Consider the following 21,682-nt stretch of genomic DNA (forward strand, 5'->3'; position numbering starts at 1 on the left):
CCTTCATTAGGTAACATTCATTTACTACTCATTTAAATTAAGTTCAGTCCTTCAGTATTTCGTAAGACTTCTTGGTATTGCCAAGCTTGTATCCATACCTACTATGACTTCTGCTGACTTCTTACAGCAATTGTTATCCATAGTTCTGTAAAAAAAAACTTTCCTATGTCTGTAAGACCTCCCCAGGTAAGAACAGTAACTTTCCCCTCATATACCTGCTATATTTACCCTAAATATCTCCGTACAACTTTGGACTTCAGTTTGTTTAGCAACCTTATCCGATATTATTGAGCCTGATATAGTTTCTGTTCGTCAGGTCAAGGGTTTGCCTAGCGCTTCCTTCAGATTCCACCTTGCGATGGACACCCTTGCATTTGGCTAACACTTCCCGTTGTAAAGGCGTGTTCGGGACTTACACCCTAGAGTTACTACCCATGCTGGGCACACTAAAAAAGGGGCTACCTCAATTGAAGATAGCCCTTTTTTATTATATTTTATTTGACTTATACTTTAATGGTAAGTAAACTACTTTTTTAGTTTCGAAAAATTCGTCATCAAAAACATTGCTTAAATCAAATTGCACTGCTTTTGGAAAATCAGCCAATTCTTCCGTTAAGTCTCCTCCTTTTAAGTAAAGAATTCCATTTTCAAATTCATGATGGTTTTCCTTCTTTGTTTTATGTCTAATCCAACTAACAAAATCAGGCATATTTGTTACTGCTCTACTTACAATAAAGTCAAAACTCTCCTCTAGGGTTTCTGCTCTTTTTTGCTCTGCGCGAACATTTTTAAGTCCTAATTCCTTTACTACCTCATTGACAACTCTAATTTTCTTAGCAATAATATCTATTAAATAAAAGTTTACCTCAGGGTATAAAATAGCTAATGGGATTCCAGGAAATCCACCTCCTGTACCAACATCTAAAATAGATGCCCCGTCTTTAAATTCCATAATCTTAGCTATACCTAAAGAATGAAGCACGTGCTTGGTATATAATTGATGAATATCTTTTCTTGAAATAACATTTATTTTTGCATTCCAATCCGTATATACTTCTTCTAACTTAGTGAATTGCTCGATTTGTAGTTCAGTAAGGTTTGGGAAATATTTCAAAATTTCTTCCATGTCTTAAATTTTGACAAAAATAAGCTTTTTTATTGGTAAAAACCTCTTGAAAACTTCAATTATAAAACTAGAATAAGTACCTTTGGTTGATATCCCTCAAAAAAAATTATTTCAAATTATGAGTAGCGAATTTTTATCCGATAGAATTAAGGGCTTAGCAACTTCTCAAACTTTAGCTATGGCAGCTTTAGCAAGAGAATTAAAACAACAAGGTGTTGATGTGATAAGTCTAAGTCTAGGAGAACCTGATTTTAATACACCTGATTTTATTAAAAAAGCGGCTATTCAAGCCATCGAAGATAACTATAGTAAGTATCCTCCTGTGGATGGATATTTAGAATTAAGACAAGCTATTAGTGAAAAGTTTAAAAGAGATAATAATTTAAACTATTCCCCTAGCCAAATCGTAGTTTCTACAGGTGCTAAACAATCCTTATATAATGTTGCTCAAGTAATGATTAATCCTGGAGATGAAATCGTTATCCCTGCTCCATACTGGGTGAGTTATGCAGAGATTGTAAAACTATGTGGTGGAATACCAGTTGAGGTGCCTACAAGTATTGAGAGCGATTTTAAAATCACTCCTGAACAATTAGAGAATGCTATTACAGACAAAACTAAGATGGTTTGGTTTTGTTCTCCATGTAATCCAAGTGGTTCAGTTTACAGCTTAGAAGAATACCAGAGATTAGCTAAAGTACTAGAGAAACATCCAAATGTATTTATCCTTTCGGATGAAATATATGAGCATATCAACTTTAGTGGTAAAACTGCAAGTATTGGAGCTATTGATAATTTAATTGATAGAACTATTACGGTTAATGGAATTGCGAAGGCCTTTGCTATGACAGGTTATAGAATCGGTTATATTGGAGCACCTGAGTTTATTGCCAAGGCTTGTACTAAAATACAAGGACAAGTTACCTCTGCAGCTAATAGTATTGCTCAACGTGCTACTATTACCGCTTTAGAGGCTGACCCAAGTGTCTTACATCAAATGGTTGATGCTTTCAAAAAAAGAAGAGATTTAGTAGTTGGACTTTTAAGAGAAATTCCTGGAGTTAAAATAAATGTACCAGAAGGAGCATTTTATGTATTCCCAGATGTATCTTCCTTTTTTGGAAAAACTCTTCAAGGTACATTGATTAACAATGCAGATGATTTAGCTCTTTACTTATTAGAAAAAGCCCACGTCGCTTGTGTAACAGGTGCAGCTTTTGGTAACCCAGATTGTATTCGTTTTTCTTATGCAACTAGTGAGGACCAATTAATAGAAGCTTTTGCTAGAATTAAAAAAGCATTGACTATCTAATCAAGCTTATACTCATATAATACAAGGGAGATATCTTTTTTAAAAAGGTATCTCCTTTTGTTTTTTAAAACAATTCCCTACACAAACAAACTACAATGTGTATATTTGACTATAGATATACCTAATATCTCACAAAATTATGCAACTATGGATTTACTTTTAAAAAACATTGCCCTTCATATCAATCTAAGTGAACAAGAACAACAACAAGTTCTCAGTTACTTTATTAAAGAATCCTATCCTAGTAAAACAAGACTTGTAGAGGCAGAGAAGCAAATTAGTTCTACCTATTTTGTTTTATCTGGAATTTTAAGAAACTATTATGTGGATCAACAAGGCAACGAACATACCTTAAGCTTTTCTAGTTCTGGGTGGTGGATGGCCGACATGTATAGCTTTTTATCCCAAAGTGTGAGTTCCTCTTATATTGAGGTATTAGAACAATCGGAAGTTCTTATTTTAACCAGAGAAAATCAAACTGCTTTGTTTGAGAATGTACCAAAGATGGAGCGCTATTTTAGAATATTACTCGAAAGATCTTTAATTGCGAATTCACAAAGAATAATAGATAATTTAAGCCTAACGGCACAGGAAAGATACGAGCGTTTTAACAAGCGATATCCAACTATCAAAAATTGCCTAGCACAAAAGCAGATCGCTTCGTATCTTGGAGTTACTCCAGAATTTTTTAGTAAAATGAAGAAAAATCTTCTTAAAAATCCCAAATAAACTGTTTTACTTAATTTAGGTTAAGTACTTCTAGGTGAATTTCCTACTACCTTTGTATTAAAACAAAGGAAAATGGAAAATAGTATAATTTATAAAGCAGACTCTCGAGGTAAAGCAGATCATGGTTGGTTAAACTCTAACCATACTTTTAGCTTTGCTAATTACCAAAATTACCTACGTATGCACTTTGGTGTATTAAGAGTATTAAACGATGATATCGTGGCTCCAGATATGGGCTTTGGTTCACATCCACATCAAGATATGGAAATCATTTCTATTCCCTTGAAAGGAAGTTTAGCCCATAAAGACTCTATGGGAAATAGCTCCGAAATAAAAACAGGAGATATTCAAGTAATGAGTGCTGGAACAGGAGTTCAGCATAGTGAATTTAACCCAAGTAAGACAAATGAGGTTCACTTTTTACAAATTTGGGTGTTCCCAGATACTCTACATGTAACACCTCGTTATGATCAAATTACTTTAGACAAAGAAAATAGGTCTAATAAGTGGGATACAATTATCTCCCCTAAATCTTATGGAGAGGGTACATACATCCATCAAAATGCATGGTTTTCTTTAGCCGATGTAGATAAAGACATTACTTTGGAATACCAAAAGAAAGATAAAGCAAACGGAATTTTTCTTATGGTCTTAAGTGGTGAAGTTAAAATTGGCGATACTACATTGCAAACAAGAGATGCCATTGGTATTAGCAATGAAGACAATATTGAAATTATAGCTCAGTCAAATAGTGAGCTATTACTTATGGATATTCCAATGGAATTACCTTCTTATCTAGCACAATAAACAACAAACCTATAGTACTAAAGCCAAAAAAGCTCAACAATTAATGTGTTGAGCTTTTTTTATTGTTACTTCTTAAATTATCCTTTCTTTAAACTGCGAACTTCTTCCTCGGTTAGAAAACGCCATTTACCTCTTGGTAAATTCCATTTAGTAATTTGTCCATACATTACTCGGTCTACTTTTAGAACATTATAATCTAAACTTTCGAACAAAGCACGTACTAACTTTACGTTAGAAGCTTTAAGCTTAATTCCTATTTCTGTCTTAGGTTGATCTTCCACATATGCGATATCTTCCACAAAAACGCGTTTTTCATCAATGTAAAGTCCTTTCTTCACCTTCTCTAAATCCTCGTATTTTAGATTTCTATCTAAAGAAATTTGGTATACTTTAGAAGAGCGTTGATTAGGAGAGTTTAGCATTTGCAATAAATCGCTATCATTGGTAAATAGCATTAAACCCAAAGTACTTTTATCCATTCTACCAACTGGAGATAAATAAGATTTACTTGCTGATTTAATTAATGAAAGTACATTTTCTTGAGAAATACCCTCTTCATTAATAGTAGAGAAGCCCTTTGGTTTGTTTAATAAAACGTAAACTTTTTTCTCAGGTGTAATTAAAGATCCGTCGAAGTTTACAACGTCACCAGGCTTAACTCTATGTCCCATTTCTGTTACTACAACACCGTTTACTTTAACGTTCCCAGAAACAATATAAACATCTGCTTCACGACGAGAACAAACTCCAGAATTACTTATATATTTATTTAAACGTATATCCGAAGATTCCTTTAAACTATTAGCAGCTTTTACTTTAGGCTTAGCGTCAAATGGCTGATTAGAGCTTGCTAAGAAACCTGCTCCTGTATCTTTATTCTTATTTACAGTAGACTTCTTAAATGGCTTTCTAGCATCATTTTTCTTACTTCTACCAAAAGAAGATTTGTTATTTTTTGAATTTGACTTACCGTTATTCATAATAAATTATTTTTGCAAAGATAGTTAAACAAAGTCTTTATTAAATATACTTTTAACTTTTCCCATTTCTTAATTGAATATCTTCCCTTAAAATTGTAGTTCCACTTACAATTACAGAAGGTTTTATCAATACAATAGAGAAAACTCCTAATAAAATCAATAGTTTTAAACTGATATGTAGTCGATGGTACTGCTTATAAGTACTTGATTTCCATAACCTAAATAGAAAGATAAACAAAACTCCGATACATAGGTAAAAATAATAGCCCATATATCCCATACTATCATCTTTTAACAACAAATAGATTGGAACGAGCGTTAAAAAAACTAGGAATGTAATTACTTTCTTGGCTGTTTTTTCTCCAAATCTCACTGCAATAGTCTGATAGTTATTAGCAAAATCTCCTGGAACATTCTCCATGTCTTTAATAAGCTCTCGGATTAAGATTATCAAATAAAGAAAAAAAGCATTATAATAAATCTGGGGATAAGAGTTTTGGAAATACATCAGAATACTAAAGAAGGGCAGAATAGCTAACAATGAAGCCATTAAATTCCCTATTACCGGGTACTTCTTTAATTTATGGGAGTAAAACCATAAAAGAAATATATATATAGCATAGAATAAACTTACATGCCAAGAAACTGGTAGCACTAAAGCTACACTTATAAAATTTAGTGTAAAGTAAACCCTTAATTTGGTACTTTGACTTACATAACGATCCAACTTAGATTTAATCGGACGGTTTATCTGATCTTTTTCTGCATCGTAAAAATTATTGATAATGTAACCACCAGCAATAGCTAACGAACTAGAAAAAATAATCAAAAATAGACGCCAGTCAAAAATTACATCCCACGCTCTTTTCTCATTAGCTAGGATAAATACTGACCCCAAATATTGGGCTAAAACAATAATAAAAATATTATAACCTCTGACTACAGAAAACAAACTGAAAACTTTCGCTAAGAGTATTTTGTATTTCCTAGGTAATATTTCCATGCTAGCTTGGGATTAACTCACAATTAAAGATTATACTATTTTTATTATACGCTTATATTTTTAGAACTGATAAACTAACTCTAGTTTATAATCTTTCAATGATTCTTTTGCTTTCTCGTAATCCGGAGTGAATCCTAAGATATATCCACCACCACCTGAACCACATAGTTTTAAGTAGTAATCATTAGATTCAATTCCTTGCTTCCAAATTTTGTGGAATTGTTCTGGAATCATTGGTTGGAAGTGATTAAAAACTACTCTTGAAAGTTCTTTTGTGTTAGAAAATAAAGATTTAATATCTCCTTTCAAGAAATTCTCTACGCAAGCATCCGTATGTTTAACAAACTGTTCTTTTAAAACTTGTCTAAAACCATGGTCTTTTAATTTTTCCATGAAAATAGTAATCATTGGAGCAGTCTCTCCTACTATACCACTATCAATTAAAAATACAGCTCCTTTCCCATCTACTTGCTGAGAAGGAATTCCTGTAGGTTCAATATTATCTTTAGAATTAATTAAAATCGGAAGACTTAAATAGCTATTCAAAGGATCTAAACCAGAACTAGTCCCATGGAAGAAAGCCTCCATATTACTAAATATGTTCTTTAGAACAATTAATTTCTCTCTAGTTAAGTTTTCTAAAACAGTAATTTTATTTTGTGCATACTTATCGTAAATAGCAGCAACTAAAGCACCACTACTTCCTACTCCATATCCCTGAGGGATACTTGAGTCAAAATAAAGTCCATTTTCAATGTCCTTGAATAAGTTTTGTAAATCAAATTGTACTAAGTCTGGTTGAGCTAACTGCAAATCTTCTAAGTATAAAGCAAAACTGTTTAAACTCTGATTAGATTTAGAGGCAACCTGATCTAAATTCTGCTCAATCTTAAGAGCTCCATTATAAAAATTATAGGGTATAGATAAACCCTTAGAATCTTTAATGATTCCATATTCTCCAAAAAGAAGAATTTTCGAATAAAACAAAGGTCCTTTCATAACACAAAAGTAATTTACCTGACAAAAATACATATTATATTTTCACCCGAGTGTAAATTTAATCAATAATTTATAAATATCTGTTTTTGAAGCCATAAACACAGTGTCTACATCCATTTTGACAACATTGTCCTTTGGATAAATGATACTGTTCGGTAAAAACGAAATATCCTCCTTCTATATAGTAATGTACTCCTTCTATCATTTGGCTTCTGCGACTTGGAAATATATTCTCCTTAGAATACACCAACATTTTCTGAAACTTCTCCAAACAACTCACGCAAAGGCATTTATGATAGCTATTGGCTAAAAAAACCCTAAGATCACTACTTACATCTACCTTTGAACAATCACAATTGCCAATATCCTCTACTTTACATTGTATTGGTTCTAAGCAATGCGTGCACTTTATATTTTTATCCATTGTTTTATTTCATTGTAGCAAAGTTATAAAATTGAAGATTTCCATTTCCTTGCATTTTAAATTCATAATGAGACTTACCACCACTATTAGGCTGTAGGTCAACTTTAATTTTATTTTCTCCTTCTTCTAAACCTACGCGTACATAATTAATTTGACTAGGTAAGGTTTGCCAGTTTCTAGTATCCGCTTTCTCCGAGAGCAAATTATAAAGTTGTACACCAAAACCAAGTCCTTCTAATAAAGGATTACTATCTCCATTACTACCATTATTCTTAGCAGCAGCTTTTAAAGTATATTCGGCAGATTTCTTAACTGCCATACGCGTTAAAATCTTACTGAGTTCTCTTGTAGATCTTTCTCTTAATGTAGCAACAGCAAGATTATCTACATCTTGAATTAATTCAAAATCATATCTACCCTTATTATTCACACTAGCAACGGCGCTAATATAAGGCTTAACTATAGACAAGTACTTGGGATAGGCAATATTTAAACTATGTACATTATTTAAAGAGGTTCCACCTGCTATTCCTAAATCTACGGGAATCATGATTCCTAAAGCATTCGTGAAAAACAGTCCCCCACTTTGCCCTTTTACTAAGGCAAACATAACATCTTCTTGTTGTTTTATAGGCGCTAAACCATTTTCCCAGAAAATAACCAAATCCCCACCCTGACTAGGAGGTGAGTAAGTATAGTTGACTTTAAAGTCTTGTTCAAATTGTTTTAATTCACCAGTAAAACCAACTAGATACGCCATTCTCATTACATCTTTTTGCAGATCTTTAGGCATTTTAACCCCGTAATAGGTACCATTTTCAGCAGAGGTATACACTTGAACTGCATTGCGATAGGATATAAAAGCATCATTGTAATTGCGATCATATTCGTAAATCAATCCTTGTAATATCAAAGAAAAGGCATCTTTAGAGTATCGGTTTAATCTATCTTTATACTTATCTCCTTGTGCATAGTTTTGTAAGCTAATTCTTCTAGCTTCCACAACAGCTTCTTGGATTTGTCCCAAATACATATAATTTAAAGCCTTATAATAATGTAGCATGAAGATTTCAAACTCTTCTCCCTTATAGTTTTGGGACATAGAGTTCAATACTAATCCTACTACTACATCTGAGCCTGAGCTTAAACCATCTTCAATTAGTAAATCTGCTTTATTCAAATACTCATTACTCAAGGCGTATTCGCCTCTTAAATGCATAAGTCTACCCATCTCCATATCATATAATAACTGGTTCCTAGGCTTTTTTAAAAGCTTATTCTTCTCTAATGACTTTTTTGCTCCCTCTAGATCACCTGAGCTTACATAATTATAATATTCTGTAATCCTTTGATTATATGAGGCACACCCAAACAAGAAGAACACCAGTATAAAAAATACTGATGTTCTTTTGAGTATAGAAAATAAGTGGTTAAACACCATTTTTAGCTAATTTAATTTTTAACGTACTTGGCAATTTTCTTATCCCCAATCCAAACTACTTCTCCTGTTTGAATATTAGTTAATTCTAGATTTACTTGGTAGTACACTACTTTCTTCTTCTTATGAGAATCTACAATAGAGTTTATAGAACCTTGTAGCATAAAGTCCGCACCATTTTCTAATCCAAACTTCTTCATTGTAGAAACAGAAGAATTAGTTTGTTGATCGGCTCTTTCTGCACGAAGCTCCTCTCTTTTTTGTCCTCCTTGTACTAAACGCACACGTTGGCTTTGAATAAAGGCTTGCTCCACATCTTTTACAAATGTTTCTGCATCGATATGCTCATGACTTTTATTGTACACCATACCAACAATTACAACAGGCTTCTTACCATTATGCTGCTCTTGGAAATCCCCTATCCAAGATCCTTCTAAGACTTGTCTAGTCATTTGCTGTGCAACTTCTCTAGAATCCGAATTATTCCAACGACCACTAATGTCAATTGTTTCATCTGTACTTACACGAGTTACTTGACGACCACAAGAAGTAATCGCTAAGGCGCTTAGAGCAAAAACTGTTGCTAATGCGATACGTTTTATTTGCATAATTTCTTTTATATTAGTTTTATGTATTGTATTATTTTATTTTAAGTGGAGAACCACCAATTTCCAGTTCTAAATCCTATCCTAGGTGCCCAATTCCACCCATTATTCCAACGATTATAATAGTTACCATAATAACCTCCTGAATAACCGTTATAGTAATTTCTAGAATACTTAGCTCTCTCCATGCGTTGTTCATGACGCCACTGCTTTCTTAATAACTTCTTTTCTTGCTTAGCTTCATACCAATCGTAGGCCTTATAAGTATCTTGAAGAGTCGTTCCTTCTGTTTGAGTAATAGAATCCGCTATAGCTAAATAATGGTACATACTACTTCTGTAATTCGGATTTTGATCAGGAGCTAATTCTTGTGCATAACCTTTTGCTTGAGTAAATAAGCTCATGTAAAACAAGGTAAAAATAAACAACGTTCTTCTCATGATATTTATATTTATAATTACATACTTTATAGTATAAAGATACTAAAAATTATTTATTTTCTGTTGAACCTAAGCCCATTTTATCAGCAATAAATTGACCTTTTTCACAAAACGATGCTAATTGCTCTTCTACAAACTTCATTACTTGTTGCTCAGTTTCTTCTGGGAATAATAAATGAACGTTCGCACCTGCATCTAAAGTAAAGCATACTGGAACACCTGTTTGTTCTCTAAAGGCCCAAATTTTTTCAATAATCTCAAGAGTATTGGGTTTGAATAAAATAAAGTAAGGCATAGAGGTCATCATCATAGCGTGTAAAGTAAGGGCCTCACTCTCCACTAGGGCCATAAATGCTGGTAAATCACCTTGAATTAATATGTCCTTTAACTTGCTTAAATTTTCATGGGCTTGTTCAAAGCGTCTTTGTGCAAATGGATGCTCATGCATTAACTCATGTCCTACCGTACTAGAAACTTGCTTTTGTCCTTTATCTACTAATAGAACTACATCACAATAATTTTTAAACACAGGATTTATCTCATATGGAAACTCCACTCCATATAAATCACTACTTCCTTCAATATCTTTTTGCTGTCCCCATACCACAACTTCTCCATGTATACTACGGCAAGCGCTTCCAGAACCCAAACGAGCTAAAAAAGAAGCTTTCTTATGAAAATAATCTTGCTCCATTGCAGGATTAAGTAATTTCTCTAAACTCATTATGTTAACCGCTAAAGCAGCCATAGCTGAGGCAGAAGAAGCAATTCCTGAAGAATGCGGGAAGGTATTTTCAGTATGAATACTAAAATTAAAATACTCTATATAAGGACAATATTTTACTATTCGCTCAAAAAACTTACCTACTTTTTCATTAAAAGAAGGTTTTAATTCACCGTGAAAAAACAATTCAAAACTAATCGCCTTTTCTTCTTTGGAAGTAAAGGCTAATTCAGTTGTAGTTTTACAGTTGTTCAAGGTAAAACTCAAAGAAGGGTTAGCTGGAAGTTGATCTTTCTTTTTACCCCAGTACTTTACAAGGGCTATGTTACTAGGAGAGTTCCAAGAAAACTTTCCTATTCTATTTTGAGTATAATCTACTGGTTTATTAAAAATAAATTCTTCTATAGTCATGTCAATTTTTTTTCTACTTTATACAAAAATACTACCTTTTTATAACAATCAAATCTCAAGGGGTCTTTTGACTGAAACAGCCCTAGTTAAAAAAGATAATCTCCGCCGGAATCTGTTCAATTATAATTAAATAAGCAAATAGGAAAAGCCCTATGGTTTAATCTACTTTTTTACATCTGCAACTTCCTTTTTACTACCAGGCTTATAATACTTCTGTAGTAAATCATTTATTTTATCTCTGTACTGTACACTAATGTAATTCTGGGTTACAGGCAGACTAAACATAAACATTGGATTTTCTGGAAAACTTTGGTTTCTTCTAAATAGCAAAAAGCTACCGTTACTAGAATTTCCACTTTGAATCCACTCTTGATAATTGTAATAGTCCGGCATATTTCGTCTTTGTCTAACTACAATTAACACATCATATAATTGCTCCCAAAGAATTGTTTGCTTCTTGAACAAGCTTTTATAATGTATCCCTTCCTGGTCTAAAATAACTTTCATACAAAGAGACTTATAGCCAAATACAAGAAAGAGAAAAAACAATACCACTCCTAGAACTTTGGCTAAAGTATTACCAAAAACTAGTAAGTAACCAGACATACTAAAAAATGGCCCTATGGCTAAAAGCAATAATAATATCCTACTTGTAGAATTATAATAACTAAATTTACTCATTTGTTATATCCAATTTAGCGACAATATCTCTAGCTGCAATAAAACCTGTTGTCCATGCATTTTGGAAATTAAAACCACCAGTGATAGCATCTATATTAATAATCTCTCCAGCAAAGTACATGTTATCCAAAACTTTACTTTGCATTGTTTTAAAGTTAACTTGCTTTAAATCTACTCCCCCTGCTGTTACAAACTCTTCTTTAAAAGTACTTTTCCCATTAACAGCATATTCCCCATTTGTTAGCTCTTTAGCTAAAGAATGTAATTGCTTATTATTTAAATCAGCCCAAGTTAAACTAGAATCAATCCCACTAGCGATAACTAAGCTCTCCCATAACCTATTGGTCATTTCTAAAAAACAACGCTTTACAACATTTTTTCTAGCGTGTTCTTTCTTTAAGGCCTGCAACTGCTCAAACATGGAATCTTCATCATGATCCACTTGCCAGTTTACTAAAATGGAAAATTGGTAATTTTTCTTTTCCAATATTCTAGCCCCCCAAGCCGATAAACGTAAAATCCCAGGTCCACTCATTCCCCAGTGGGTAATTAAAACTGGTCCCTGTGCTTCTAACTTGGTAGATTTTACTTGTACATTAGCATATTGGGCTATCCCCATTAAATCCTTAATACGTTTATCCTTGATATTAAAAGTGAACAAAGAAGGTACTGGATCTATAATAGTGTGCCCTAGTTCCTGTAATAAACCCCACATTTTTGGGTTACTTCCGGTAGTCATAACTAACTTAGCACATTCAAAAGTACCTTTAATAGTATCTAATCGCCAAGTATCCTGTTTTTGATATAAACTTGAAACACTACAACTAGAAATTAAATCAATTTTATATTTCTTTGCTAAACGTAAAAAACAATCAATGATAGTTTGGGAGCTATCCGTAGTAGGGAACATTCTTCCATCCTCTTCCATTTTTAACTCTACTCCATGATCACTAAACCAAGCAATAGTATCTCCACTACAAAATTGATGAAATGGCCCTAACAACTCCTTTTCTCCTCTAGGATAAAATTGAGTTAATTCCTTAGGATCAAAACATCCATGGGTTACATTACATCTACCACCTCCACTTATTTTCACTTTAGTTAAAAATTCTTTACCTCTCTCTAAAATAGCAATTTTCAAATCAGCATTAGACTGAGCTATATTGATAGCAGTGAAAAATCCGGCAGCTCCACCACCAATTATTATAACGTCGTAATTCATTTCCTTTTTAGTTTTAATTTTTTAGACACTATATTTTTTTTTTATAGGGCTAAAAAATTATCTTTACCACCACAAAGATACTTACTTACGATCGCATACGTATCATTGTTAATTATAAGAATATGAAAAAATTACCCTTTTTAGCTTTACTAGCGTTATTTACAATGTGTAAATCCGCTAAACACATTTCCAATAAAAAGGATTATTCGGTAAATAAGGAGGTTTTAAAAGAAAAAGACAAAAAACAAGACGAAGAGGAGGAATTGGAAGTTTTCGATTTGCCTGAATTCGCTCAAATTAGAGACGATTTTCGTTCTGTTTCAGAACCAACAAAGAACAACTATTTAGCGGGCATGCGCGCAACAGAGGATATGTATTCCGTTGTTATATTAACTCAAGGATATAAAGGAGAGAATATAAGCATTAAAAATAAGGACAAATCCTTTTTTAACGCCATGACAATGAGTGATTTGTCTACAGGAATAGCAAAATCTATTCGAGTAGACAACACCAAAGACTTCATTGTAAAGGATAACTATACTAACGGCGAGGTTATCATAGAGAACTCACTTGCTAAAAAGTTTAAGTTTATCTACATCATGAAAAACAACGCAAATAAAAAAACACCTTTTAAAGTAACTTTCAGTAATACTTTAAGACCAGTGAGATAAAATAAAAAGCGCTTTCCTTTTTTGGAAAGCGCTTTTTACATTTATATAGTTTTATTTCTAATCTAAAATAAAATCTTGATAAGGTATAACGGTAGTATACCCCTTTTCTATAAAATAAGAACTAGGATCGTTTTTACTTGCTACTAAAACAAAGTCTCCTCCCCAAGCACCTAAGCTCTTTATTTGTCCACTAAAATCAGAAAACAAAGTTTCTTGCACACAGCTTTGATTAGTTAATTGAGAAATAATCTTCTCATGAGTAGCTATAAGTGAAATAAACTCCTCTACTTCCTTACATTTACTAATTGTCTGTCCTATATGCTCTACCTCTTTAGCACTGCTTTCAAATAAAAACTTATTCTCTTTGAGAACTTCTCTATAATGAGCAATACCTTCTTTACTACATTGTTTTTGATTAAGATACACAAAGTATAAATCTTTTGTCAAACTTGAAGCAAGAGAAATAGCTTCTATTACAGGGTCGTACTCTTTTCTTGTAAAAAAAACAGGACCTTGTGCGTTGGCACAAGCAATATCATACCCGCTACCTTTAAAAGATTTTTCTAAAAGTAAATAAGGGTTTACTTTAAACCAAAGGGCTACATTGTTAATCCAAGTGGAAGAAGTTCCTAATCCCCATAAACGAGGGAAGCTTAAAAAGCATTTAACTTCAAATCCGCTCTGGCTATTTAATACATCCTTATTTAAAGTATGAGCTACTTGTAACACCTCAAACAAAGCAGTATAGAATCCACTTTGTGCATTTTTTGGGGTATTATTTAAAATATCGCAAACTTCAATACTTTCTTGCATCCAAAGTGAAGCATCGCTATCAAAACTACTCCACTTTATGATTGGTTGTTCTATAGGATTAACCTCCATAGTTTGTCCACTCTTACAAGGCAAAGCTAAAGATCTAACCCCATCTAAAACAAGATACTCTCCTGTTAATAATACTTTTGCATTACTATAGAACTTCTGCATAGTTTTACGAACGTAAATTTTCTAAAAAGTCAACAACAGCACTGTGCGTAACTACTTTATTTTCGAAATGTTCTAATACACATTTCTTTTCGTATTTATCTGCACCAAATTGGTTTAGAATATTATTAAGGTGCATTTTCATATGTCCTTTCTGAATACCTGTTGTAGTCAAAGATTTCACAGCCGCAAAGTTTTGAGCCAACCCAGCTACTGCCATAATTTGCATTAATTCCTGTGCATTAGGATTCTCTAGCATTTGCAAGGCAACCTTCACCATTGGATGTAAAGAAGTAAGCCCTCCTACTGTTCCAACTGCTAAAGGTAAATCAATCCAAAAAGTAAATTCATCACCTTGAATACTAGCATGAGATAATCCACTATAGCGTCCATCTTTACTAGCATAAGCGTGCACTCCTGCCTCAATAGCTCTAAAATCATTTCCAGTTGCTAAAACAACCGCGTCCACACCATTCATTACTCCTTTATTATGAGTAACTGCTCTATATGGTTCAATTTCTGCAATGCGAATAGCTTGAATGAATTTTTCAGCAAACATATAAGGATCTTCTATATCACTAGAGCGCAACTCTTCAATTTTACAGCTTACACTTGCTCTAACGACACACTCTGGAACGTAATTAGACAAAATACTCATAATCACCTCTATGTCTTGTTGACTTGATGTAAATCCACTATATTCTAGGGCTTTTTGCTTTAAAGTAGAAGCTATTTGCTCTAAACAAGAGTTGATAAAGTTAGCACCCATACTATCTTTAGTTTCAAAACTTACATGAAGCTGATAGTAATTAGGCATATCATGGGTTTTGTCTCTCAATTCTATGGATAAAATTCCACCCCCACGCTTTTGCATATTTTGTGTAATAGCAAGGGTATCTTTATAAAAATCCTCTTGGATACTCTCTACAAACTTCTCTAAAACTTCTTTTTCTCCTTGAAAAATAAAGTGGACTTGTCCTATTTTTTTGGTCCCTAAAACTTCTGCTTTAAAGCCACCTCTTTTACTCCAGTATTTAGCTGCTTTAGATGCTGCTGCAACTACAGAGCTTTCTTCGATAACCATTGGAATAGTATGGTACTTCCCATTGATTAAAAAGTTAGGCGCAACACCAAAAGGCAAATAGAAATTAGTAATAGTATTTTCAATGAATTCATCATGGAGTTTCTGTAAATCTTTATCAGTATTCCAATATTTTTGTATTGTTTTTTCTACTTCACTAGAATCTTGAAAATAAGTCTTAGCTATCCAATTGATTTTCTCAAGCTTATCAAGTTTAGAAAAACCGTTAATATTACTTTGCATAAATTTCTATTTTTAAAGCACAAATATAACTTATTCTAAGTGAGATAAAAATTCTTATCTAAGCACAATTACCACTTAATGTCCCATTTATATGCAACTATTGCTTCTTATAGCTATCTTTTTATCCTTTTACTAGTTAATACCAAAAATAAATTGGGCTAAATCATATTTTTTGTTTAAAATTGACAGATTTTTCAATTATGACAACCATGAAATACGCTAACCTAACCTTATTATTGTGCATTATTTTGACCCAAATAGCCTTTGCACAGAAGAAAATCCAACAAGAAGAATTGTGGAATGGAACTTTTAGTTCAAAAGCAATGCAATCTGTTAATTCGATGAAAAACTCGAATAACTACACTCGTCTTGAACGTAATGGCAAAGACAACCAAGAAATCAACTTATATAGTTTCAAAACACTAGAAAAAGTTAAAACGTTGTTCTCTACCCAAGATCATCAACAAATTAGCTCTATTGCTTCTTATATTTTTGATGACAAAGAGCAACAAATCTTAATTGGAACTAACCCCACTTCAATTTACAGACACTCTACCTTAGCAGATTATTACTTATTTAATCCAAAGGATAATTCTTTCACAAAAATAGCAGACCACCAAATTTTACAACCAACTTTTTCTAAAGATGGAAATAAAATCGCTTATGCTTATAAAAACAATCTTTATATCTATGATATCCTAGATCATAAAACCACTCAAATCACTACAGATGGTCAGTCTAATCATATCATTAATGGTATTTCAGATTGGGTATATGAAGAAGAGTTTGGAATAGTAAGAATGTTCGATTGGAGCAAAGATTCCGACAAAATTGCCTATGTAAAATTCGATGAATCTCAGGTTCCTGAGTATTCAATGGATATCTATGGAAAAGCATTATACCCAACACAACAAAAATTTAAATATCCAAAAGCAGGAGAGCAAAACTCTATCGTTTCTTTACATATTTATGATCTAAAGGATAAAGACACTAAAACAGTAGATTTAAGTGAGTTTAACGACTTCTATATTCCTCGCATAAAATGGACAAATGACAACAAATATCTAAGTGCGCAAATCATAAACAGACATCAAAATGATTTGAAGGTATTTTTCATTGATGGAAACACTTTAGATAAAAACTTAATTCTAAATGAAACAGATCCAGCATATGTAGATATACAAACAATCACTTTCCAAGACAATAATGATTTTGTATGGTTAAGTGAAAGAGATGGCTACAATCACCTTTATTACTATAATAAAGACGGTAAGTTGATCAATCAAATTACTCAAGGAGATTGGGAAGTATCGAACTACTATGGAGTGGATATGAAGAATAAAAAAGTATACTACCAATCTGTTGAAAATGGGCCTATCTATAGAGATATTTACTCTATTGGATTAGATGGTAAAAACAAAAAACAACTGTCTTCTGAAAAAGGTACTAACTCTGCTATTTTCAGTCCTGCATATGATTTATTTATCAACATACATTCTTCTACTACTTCAGCACCAAAATACACACTTAAACAAAGTAAAACAGCTAAAGTTGTAAAAGAGATTCTAAATAATGAAGAGCTAGAACAAAAGCTACAAGCCTATAATTTACCTGTCAAAGAATTCATTGAAATTCCTACTACTGACGGAGTAACATTAAATGCTTGGATGTTTAAACCTGCTGATTTTGACCCTACAAAACAATACCCTGTATTTATGTACCAATATAGTGGACCTGGTTCACAAAACGTTGCAAATAAATGGTATGACTCTAATGATTACTGGCATGCAATGCTTACCCAAAAAGGTTATATTGTAGTTACTGTTGACCCAAGAGGTACAGGTTATAGAGGAGCTGACTTCAAAAAAGTTACTCAAAATGAATTAGGTAAATACGAAGTAGAAGATCAAACAAATGCTGCAATTCACTTAGGAAACCTTCCTTATGTAGATGCAAGTAGAATTGGTATTTGGGGTTGGAGTTATGGAGGTTTTATGTCTTCTAACTGTTTACTTCAATCACCAGATGTGTTTAAATTAGCTATTGCTGTTGCCCCAGTAACTAACTGGAGATATTATGACACTATCTACACAGAAAGATATATGAAAACTCCACAAGAGAATCCATCAGGATATGATATGAACTCACCTGTTACATATGCAGAAAACTTAAAAGGTAGATACCTTTTAATTCACGGTTCGGCAGATGATAATGTTCACGTTCAAAATGCAATGTCCATGATTGAGGCTTTAGTGCAAGAAGGAAAAGATTTCGACTGGTTAATCTACCCAGACAAAGACCACGGAATCTATGGAGGTAAAACAAGATTACAATTATACAACAAGATGACAGATTTCGTTGTCAATAATTTATAATCCCCCCTTGTTCTCCAAAACAATTACATTACATAACCCAAAACAAACTAATTAAAAAATGGCAGTAGAAACTTCTACCAATGCAAGTCTTTTTGAATCAAAAGTACTAGGCCATCCTGCAGGTCTTTTCGTATTATTCTTCACAGAAATGTGGGAGCGATTTTCCTTCTATGGAATGCGCGTCTTATTAATTCAATTTTTAACAGCAAAAGTATTATTTGACAATGATCCTTTCTCCGGTTGGGGATGGAGCGCAGAACAAGCAGGTGCCTTATATGGTACTTATGCAATGCTTTTATACCTTACTCCTATTTTTGGAGGTATCATTGCTGACAAATACATTGGTTCAAGATGGGCTGTAATAGTAGGAGCTATTATTATGACTATAGGCCATGGTGCTATGGCTTTCGATGCTAAATTTATGTTCTTCATTGGACTAGCCTGCCTAGTACTAGGAACTGGTTTTTTTAAGCCAAACATGCCTTCGATGCTAGGAGAAATGTATAGATATTTACCAGAGAAAAAGGATTCTGCTTATACCATTTTTTACATGGGAGTAAACTCTGGTGCTTTCTTTGGAATGATGCTTTGTGGATACATTGCAGAAACGCAAGGTTGGCATTATGGATTTACACTAGCAGGAATTTTTATGCTTTTAGGTACTATTCAATTCTGGTTAGCTAAGCCTTTGTTTGGAAATGTAGGTGTATTAGAAAACACACAAACCCAAACTAAACCAACACCACAGGAGTTAAAGGAAATAGAAGAAACGAAAAACCCTTATACAGCGAAAGATTATATCTTGATAGCATTTGTTTCTATTATTGGATTATTATATGCTTTTAACGACCCTTTATCTAAAAATGGAGTAATCGATATATTTCAAGCTTTTGACACCCCATTTTTAAGAGGGCAAAATTTAGTTGGTATTTTAGCCTTAGTAGCATTTATATACTTAGTAGTTTCTAGAATTTTACGATATGGCTCTATTATTAGAGACCGTATGTTTGCCGTAATTATACTGGCATTCTTTGTAATGTTCTTCTTTATGAGTTTTGAACAAGGTGCTACTTCTTTAGTTCTTGTAGCTAGAGATTATGTTGATAGAGATCTTCAAGGAAATTCCTTAATAATTTTTAATGTGGTAAATACAGCCTTGACTATTATTCCACTTTTAATTATTTCTTGGGTTTTATTCCTACTTGCCAAAGCCACTTGGAAAAAAATAGCCTTATCTAACGTAATACTTTTCATTTGTTTTATAGGTATTTGGTTATTGGCAATTTGGATGTTAAACAATGAGTTTTCAAGAGAGACTTCTCAAATTACAGTTTCTTGGTTCTCTATCTTGAACTCTTTCTTTATTATATCTTTAGCTTCAACAGTTTCTAAACTATGGGACTCTAAGTACAATCCACCTGCAGCTTTTAAATATGGTTTCGGACTTATTTTAGTAGCCATTGGATTTTTAATTTTAGGCCTAGGATCTCATGGAATGGGTCCAGGTGTAAAAATGTCGATGATATTTTTAGTTTTAACATATCTATTCCATACATTAGGGGAATTATTTATTTCACCAGTTGGACTTTCATATGTTTCAAAACTTGTTCCAGCAAAAATGTTAGCCTTTATGTTCGGTATGTGGTACCTAGCTTTAGCAATTGCACAGAAATTTGCAGCTATTCTAGGAAGTCAAATCGAAGTAATTAAAGAGTCTTACTCTTTGAGTCACTTCTTTTTCTTATTCACTTTAATACCTGCTTTAGCTGGAGTTTTAGTTATATTATTAAATCCATTATTAAAAAAACTAATGCATGGGGTTCGATAATCAAACCCCTTGCTTGTAATAACTACCCTTTTAAATGAGTCAAACACAAACATTAGAACAAATCCAAAATTTCTCTGGAAAGTATCCAAAGCAAATTTGGAGTTTATTCTTCTCAGAAATGTGGGAGCGTTTTTGCTTCTATGGTATGAGAGGAATGTTGGTATTCTTTATGATTTACCAACTGGATTTTGCAGAAGAGCAAGCCAATTTACAGTATGGTTCCACCCAAGCATTTGTTTACGCGTTTACCTTCTTAGGAGGTATTTTCGCAGACAAAATTTTAGGTTTTAGAAAATCTCTATTCTGGGGAGGTCTACTTATGATTATTGGTAGTTTAATTTTAGCTTATGATCCGAAAGCTTTTTTCTTTACTGGAATAGCCTTTACAGTAATTGGAACAGGTTTCTTTAAGCCAAATATTTCTACAATGGTAGGTAAGCTATATAAAAAAGGAGATGGCCGTACAGATGCTGGATTCTCTTTGTTTTATGCAGGGATTAACCTTGGTGCACTAATCGGTGGATATGTATGTATCGCAATTGGAAAAGGGCACTTATTTGAAACTTATATTCCATCCGATAAAACGTGGAATGTTGCCTTTGGTTTAGCAGCATTAGTAATGATTATTAGTTTAATAAACTTTGTTTTAACTAAAAAATCATTAGGTCCTATTGGTCTACAACCGATGCAAATCGATAAAGATGGTAAAGAAACTAAAATGCCTTTATGGAAAGAAATAGCTACTTACATAGCTACATTTGCAATGATTCCATTGGTAGTTTTAATGATTGACAATACCGAGTACACCAATTATTTCATGATAATAGTAGGTCCTTTAGCTCTACTTTACTTATTCTATGAAATGACAAAGCTAACGCCAAGTGAAAGAAAGAAAATCATTGCTGCATTAATCTTTATTGTTTTCTCCATTTTGTTTTTTGGAATCTATGAGCAAGCAGGAGGATCACTTAGTATTTTCGCTTCAAAAAACCTAGATGCTAATCTTTTAGGTATGCACTTAGATCCAAACGGAGTAAATAATTCAGGTGGAGCATTCTTTATTATTTTCATAGCACCTGTATTAGGTCTATTATGGATTTACTTACATAAAAAAGGAATTGAACCAAATACAATTATAAAATTTGGTCTTGGATTCTTACTTTTAGGAGCTGGTTACTATGCTTTATTTGCAACAAAATTCTTCGCAACTCTACAAGGGATAACTTCTTTAGATTTCTTTACACTAGCCCTATTAATCATTACTCTAGGAGAGCTTTGTTTATCGCCAATTGGACTGTCTATTATGACAAAATTATCCACGGCAAATCTACAAGGAATGATGATGGGTATGTGGTTTTTAGCTAGTGCATATGGACAATATGTAGCAGGGCTTTTAGGAGCTGCAATGAGTAAAAATGCGGTAGAATCAACTGGAGGAGATCCAAATTATGATGCTTTAATTGCATTTACCAATGGATACAAAGAATTAGGGCTATATGCAGTAATAGCAGGAGTGATCCTAATTGCGCTTTCCCCATTTATTAAAAAATTAATGCAAGAGGTGAAGTAATTCACCTCTTGTTTTCAAATACTTACACTTAT

At 33.0% G+C, this 21,682-nt stretch carries 20 protein-coding genes; 7 read left to right on the forward strand and 13 right to left on the reverse strand.

Going from position 1 to position 21,682, the window contains the following annotated elements:
• Positions 1-487: 487 nt before the first annotated feature.
• Complete coding sequence (rsmG, locus tag ACYSNX_RS00005) at positions 488-1,126, reverse strand: 16S rRNA (guanine(527)-N(7))-methyltransferase RsmG (protein WP_461752637.1); 639 nt, start codon at positions 1,124-1,126, stop codon at positions 488-490.
• 118 nt (positions 1,127-1,244) lie between these two features.
• Here rsmG and ACYSNX_RS00010 point away from each other — a divergent pair, with 118 nt between their 5' ends.
• From ACYSNX_RS00010 to ACYSNX_RS00020, 3 genes are all read left to right on the forward strand, one after another.
• Positions 1,245-2,438 carry a pyridoxal phosphate-dependent aminotransferase gene (locus ACYSNX_RS00010; protein ID WP_461752638.1) on the forward strand — a complete coding sequence of 398 codons (1,194 nt, stop codon included), beginning with the start codon at positions 1,245-1,247 and terminating at the stop codon, positions 2,436-2,438.
• A 147-nt stretch (positions 2,439-2,585) separates the two neighbouring features.
• A complete protein-coding gene (locus ACYSNX_RS00015) occupies positions 2,586-3,167 on the forward strand; it encodes a Crp/Fnr family transcriptional regulator (protein ID WP_461752639.1) in 582 nt (193 codons plus the stop codon).
• Between the two features lie 72 nt (positions 3,168-3,239).
• The gene (locus ACYSNX_RS00020) at positions 3,240-3,974 is read left to right on the forward strand and encodes a pirin family protein (RefSeq protein WP_461752640.1); all 735 of its coding nucleotides are present in this window, start codon (positions 3,240-3,242) and stop codon (positions 3,972-3,974) included.
• Between the two features lie 77 nt (positions 3,975-4,051).
• Here ACYSNX_RS00020 and ACYSNX_RS00025 read toward each other — a convergent pair whose 3' ends face one another.
• The 10 genes from ACYSNX_RS00025 to ACYSNX_RS00070 form a co-directional block, all read right to left on the reverse strand.
• A complete protein-coding gene (locus tag ACYSNX_RS00025; RefSeq protein ID WP_461752641.1) occupies positions 4,052-4,954 on the reverse strand; it encodes a pseudouridine synthase in 903 nt (300 codons plus the stop codon).
• A gap of 52 nt (positions 4,955-5,006) precedes the next feature.
• Positions 5,007-5,951 (reverse strand): geranylgeranylglycerol-phosphate geranylgeranyltransferase, encoded by a 945-nt coding sequence (locus tag ACYSNX_RS00030; protein ID WP_461752774.1) that lies wholly within the window; start codon positions 5,949-5,951, stop codon positions 5,007-5,009.
• 66 nt (positions 5,952-6,017) lie between these two features.
• Positions 6,018-6,956, reverse strand: a complete 939-nt coding sequence (locus ACYSNX_RS00035) for a mevalonate kinase family protein (RefSeq protein ID WP_461752642.1) — start codon at positions 6,954-6,956, stop codon at positions 6,018-6,020.
• A gap of 70 nt (positions 6,957-7,026) precedes the next feature.
• Complete coding sequence (locus ACYSNX_RS00040) at positions 7,027-7,380, reverse strand: cysteine-rich CWC family protein (protein WP_461752643.1); 354 nt, start codon at positions 7,378-7,380, stop codon at positions 7,027-7,029.
• Between the two features lie 4 nt (positions 7,381-7,384).
• Complete coding sequence (locus tag ACYSNX_RS00045) at positions 7,385-8,821, reverse strand: COG3014 family protein (RefSeq protein ID WP_461752644.1); 1,437 nt, start codon at positions 8,819-8,821, stop codon at positions 7,385-7,387.
• An 11-nt stretch (positions 8,822-8,832) separates the two neighbouring features.
• Complete coding sequence (locus tag ACYSNX_RS00050; protein ID WP_461752645.1) at positions 8,833-9,426, reverse strand: penicillin-binding protein activator LpoB; 594 nt, start codon at positions 9,424-9,426, stop codon at positions 8,833-8,835.
• A gap of 41 nt (positions 9,427-9,467) precedes the next feature.
• Positions 9,468-9,863, reverse strand: a complete 396-nt coding sequence (locus ACYSNX_RS00055) for a hypothetical protein (protein WP_461752646.1) — start codon at positions 9,861-9,863, stop codon at positions 9,468-9,470.
• Positions 9,864-9,912: 49 nt separating this feature from the next.
• Positions 9,913-10,998, reverse strand: a complete 1,086-nt coding sequence (gene mvaD / locus ACYSNX_RS00060; protein ID WP_461752647.1) for a diphosphomevalonate decarboxylase — start codon at positions 10,996-10,998, stop codon at positions 9,913-9,915.
• A gap of 162 nt (positions 10,999-11,160) precedes the next feature.
• Complete coding sequence (locus ACYSNX_RS00065) at positions 11,161-11,505, reverse strand: hypothetical protein (protein WP_461752648.1); 345 nt, start codon at positions 11,503-11,505, stop codon at positions 11,161-11,163.
• A 166-nt stretch (positions 11,506-11,671) separates the two neighbouring features.
• A complete protein-coding gene (locus ACYSNX_RS00070) occupies positions 11,672-12,901 on the reverse strand; it encodes a BaiN/RdsA family NAD(P)/FAD-dependent oxidoreductase (protein WP_461752649.1) in 1,230 nt (409 codons plus the stop codon).
• A 122-nt stretch (positions 12,902-13,023) separates the two neighbouring features.
• Between ACYSNX_RS00070 and ACYSNX_RS00075 the strand changes: the two genes are divergently transcribed.
• A complete protein-coding gene (locus ACYSNX_RS00075; RefSeq protein ID WP_461752650.1) occupies positions 13,024-13,572 on the forward strand; it encodes a hypothetical protein in 549 nt (182 codons plus the stop codon).
• A gap of 57 nt (positions 13,573-13,629) precedes the next feature.
• Here ACYSNX_RS00075 and ACYSNX_RS00080 read toward each other — a convergent pair whose 3' ends face one another.
• Together ACYSNX_RS00080 and ACYSNX_RS00085 are read right to left on the reverse strand one after the other, a co-directional pair.
• Positions 13,630-14,556: a GYDIA family GHMP kinase gene (locus ACYSNX_RS00080; protein WP_461752651.1), complete on the reverse strand. Its 927-nt coding sequence runs from the start codon at positions 14,554-14,556 to the stop codon at positions 13,630-13,632.
• A 4-nt stretch (positions 14,557-14,560) separates the two neighbouring features.
• The gene (locus tag ACYSNX_RS00085) at positions 14,561-15,877 is read right to left on the reverse strand and encodes a hydroxymethylglutaryl-CoA reductase, degradative (RefSeq protein WP_461752652.1); all 1,317 of its coding nucleotides are present in this window, start codon (positions 15,875-15,877) and stop codon (positions 14,561-14,563) included.
• Positions 15,878-16,086: 209 nt separating this feature from the next.
• Here ACYSNX_RS00085 and ACYSNX_RS00090 point away from each other — a divergent pair, with 209 nt between their 5' ends.
• The 3 genes from ACYSNX_RS00090 to ACYSNX_RS00100 are packed head-to-tail and all read left to right on the forward strand — an operon-like array spanning position 16,087 to position 21,650.
• Positions 16,087-18,252: a S9 family peptidase gene (locus ACYSNX_RS00090; RefSeq protein WP_461752775.1), complete on the forward strand. Its 2,166-nt coding sequence runs from the start codon at positions 16,087-16,089 to the stop codon at positions 18,250-18,252.
• Between the two features lie 58 nt (positions 18,253-18,310).
• Positions 18,311-20,080, forward strand: coding sequence for a peptide MFS transporter (locus tag ACYSNX_RS00095; protein ID WP_461752653.1), 1,770 nt, complete (start codon positions 18,311-18,313; stop codon positions 20,078-20,080).
• A gap of 34 nt (positions 20,081-20,114) precedes the next feature.
• Positions 20,115-21,650, forward strand: coding sequence for a peptide MFS transporter (locus tag ACYSNX_RS00100; RefSeq protein ID WP_461752654.1), 1,536 nt, complete (start codon positions 20,115-20,117; stop codon positions 21,648-21,650).
• Positions 21,651-21,682: the final 32 nt, after the last annotated feature.

This window comes from Myroides sp. LJL115 (genome assembly GCF_054871665.1).

What these genes read in the sequence shown, in the direction of transcription:
- rsmG (WP_461752637.1), bottom strand. Translation starts at nt 1,126, where the DNA reads ATGGAAGAAATTTTGAAATATTTCCCAAACCTTACTGAACTACAAATC.
- ACYSNX_RS00010 (WP_461752638.1), top strand. Translation starts at nt 1,245, where the DNA reads ATGAGTAGCGAATTTTTATCCGATAGAATTAAGGGCTTAGCAACTTCT.
- ACYSNX_RS00015 (WP_461752639.1), top strand. Translation starts at nt 2,586, where the DNA reads ATGGATTTACTTTTAAAAAACATTGCCCTTCATATCAATCTAAGTGAA.
- ACYSNX_RS00020 (WP_461752640.1), top strand. Translation starts at nt 3,240, where the DNA reads ATGGAAAATAGTATAATTTATAAAGCAGACTCTCGAGGTAAAGCAGAT.
- ACYSNX_RS00025 (WP_461752641.1), bottom strand. Translation starts at nt 4,954, where the DNA reads ATGAATAACGGTAAGTCAAATTCAAAAAATAACAAATCTTCTTTTGGT.
- ACYSNX_RS00035 (WP_461752642.1), bottom strand. Translation starts at nt 6,956, where the DNA reads ATGAAAGGACCTTTGTTTTATTCGAAAATTCTTCTTTTTGGAGAATAT.
- ACYSNX_RS00040 (WP_461752643.1), bottom strand. Translation starts at nt 7,380, where the DNA reads ATGGATAAAAATATAAAGTGCACGCATTGCTTAGAACCAATACAATGT.
- ACYSNX_RS00045 (WP_461752644.1), bottom strand. Translation starts at nt 8,821, where the DNA reads ATGGTGTTTAACCACTTATTTTCTATACTCAAAAGAACATCAGTATTT.
- ACYSNX_RS00050 (WP_461752645.1), bottom strand. Translation starts at nt 9,426, where the DNA reads ATGCAAATAAAACGTATCGCATTAGCAACAGTTTTTGCTCTAAGCGCC.
- ACYSNX_RS00055 (WP_461752646.1), bottom strand. Translation starts at nt 9,863, where the DNA reads ATGAGAAGAACGTTGTTTATTTTTACCTTGTTTTACATGAGCTTATTT.
- mvaD (WP_461752647.1), bottom strand. Translation starts at nt 10,998, where the DNA reads ATGACTATAGAAGAATTTATTTTTAATAAACCAGTAGATTATACTCAA.
- ACYSNX_RS00065 (WP_461752648.1), bottom strand. Translation starts at nt 11,505, where the DNA reads ATGAAAGTTATTTTAGACCAGGAAGGGATACATTATAAAAGCTTGTTC.
- ACYSNX_RS00070 (WP_461752649.1), bottom strand. Translation starts at nt 12,901, where the DNA reads ATGAATTACGACGTTATAATAATTGGTGGTGGAGCTGCCGGATTTTTC.
- ACYSNX_RS00075 (WP_461752650.1), top strand. Translation starts at nt 13,024, where the DNA reads ATGAAAAAATTACCCTTTTTAGCTTTACTAGCGTTATTTACAATGTGT.
- ACYSNX_RS00080 (WP_461752651.1), bottom strand. Translation starts at nt 14,556, where the DNA reads ATGCAGAAGTTCTATAGTAATGCAAAAGTATTATTAACAGGAGAGTAT.
- ACYSNX_RS00085 (WP_461752652.1), bottom strand. Translation starts at nt 15,877, where the DNA reads ATGCAAAGTAATATTAACGGTTTTTCTAAACTTGATAAGCTTGAGAAA.
- ACYSNX_RS00090 (WP_461752775.1), top strand. Translation starts at nt 16,087, where the DNA reads ATGAAATACGCTAACCTAACCTTATTATTGTGCATTATTTTGACCCAA.
- ACYSNX_RS00095 (WP_461752653.1), top strand. Translation starts at nt 18,311, where the DNA reads ATGGCAGTAGAAACTTCTACCAATGCAAGTCTTTTTGAATCAAAAGTA.
- ACYSNX_RS00100 (WP_461752654.1), top strand. Translation starts at nt 20,115, where the DNA reads ATGAGTCAAACACAAACATTAGAACAAATCCAAAATTTCTCTGGAAAG.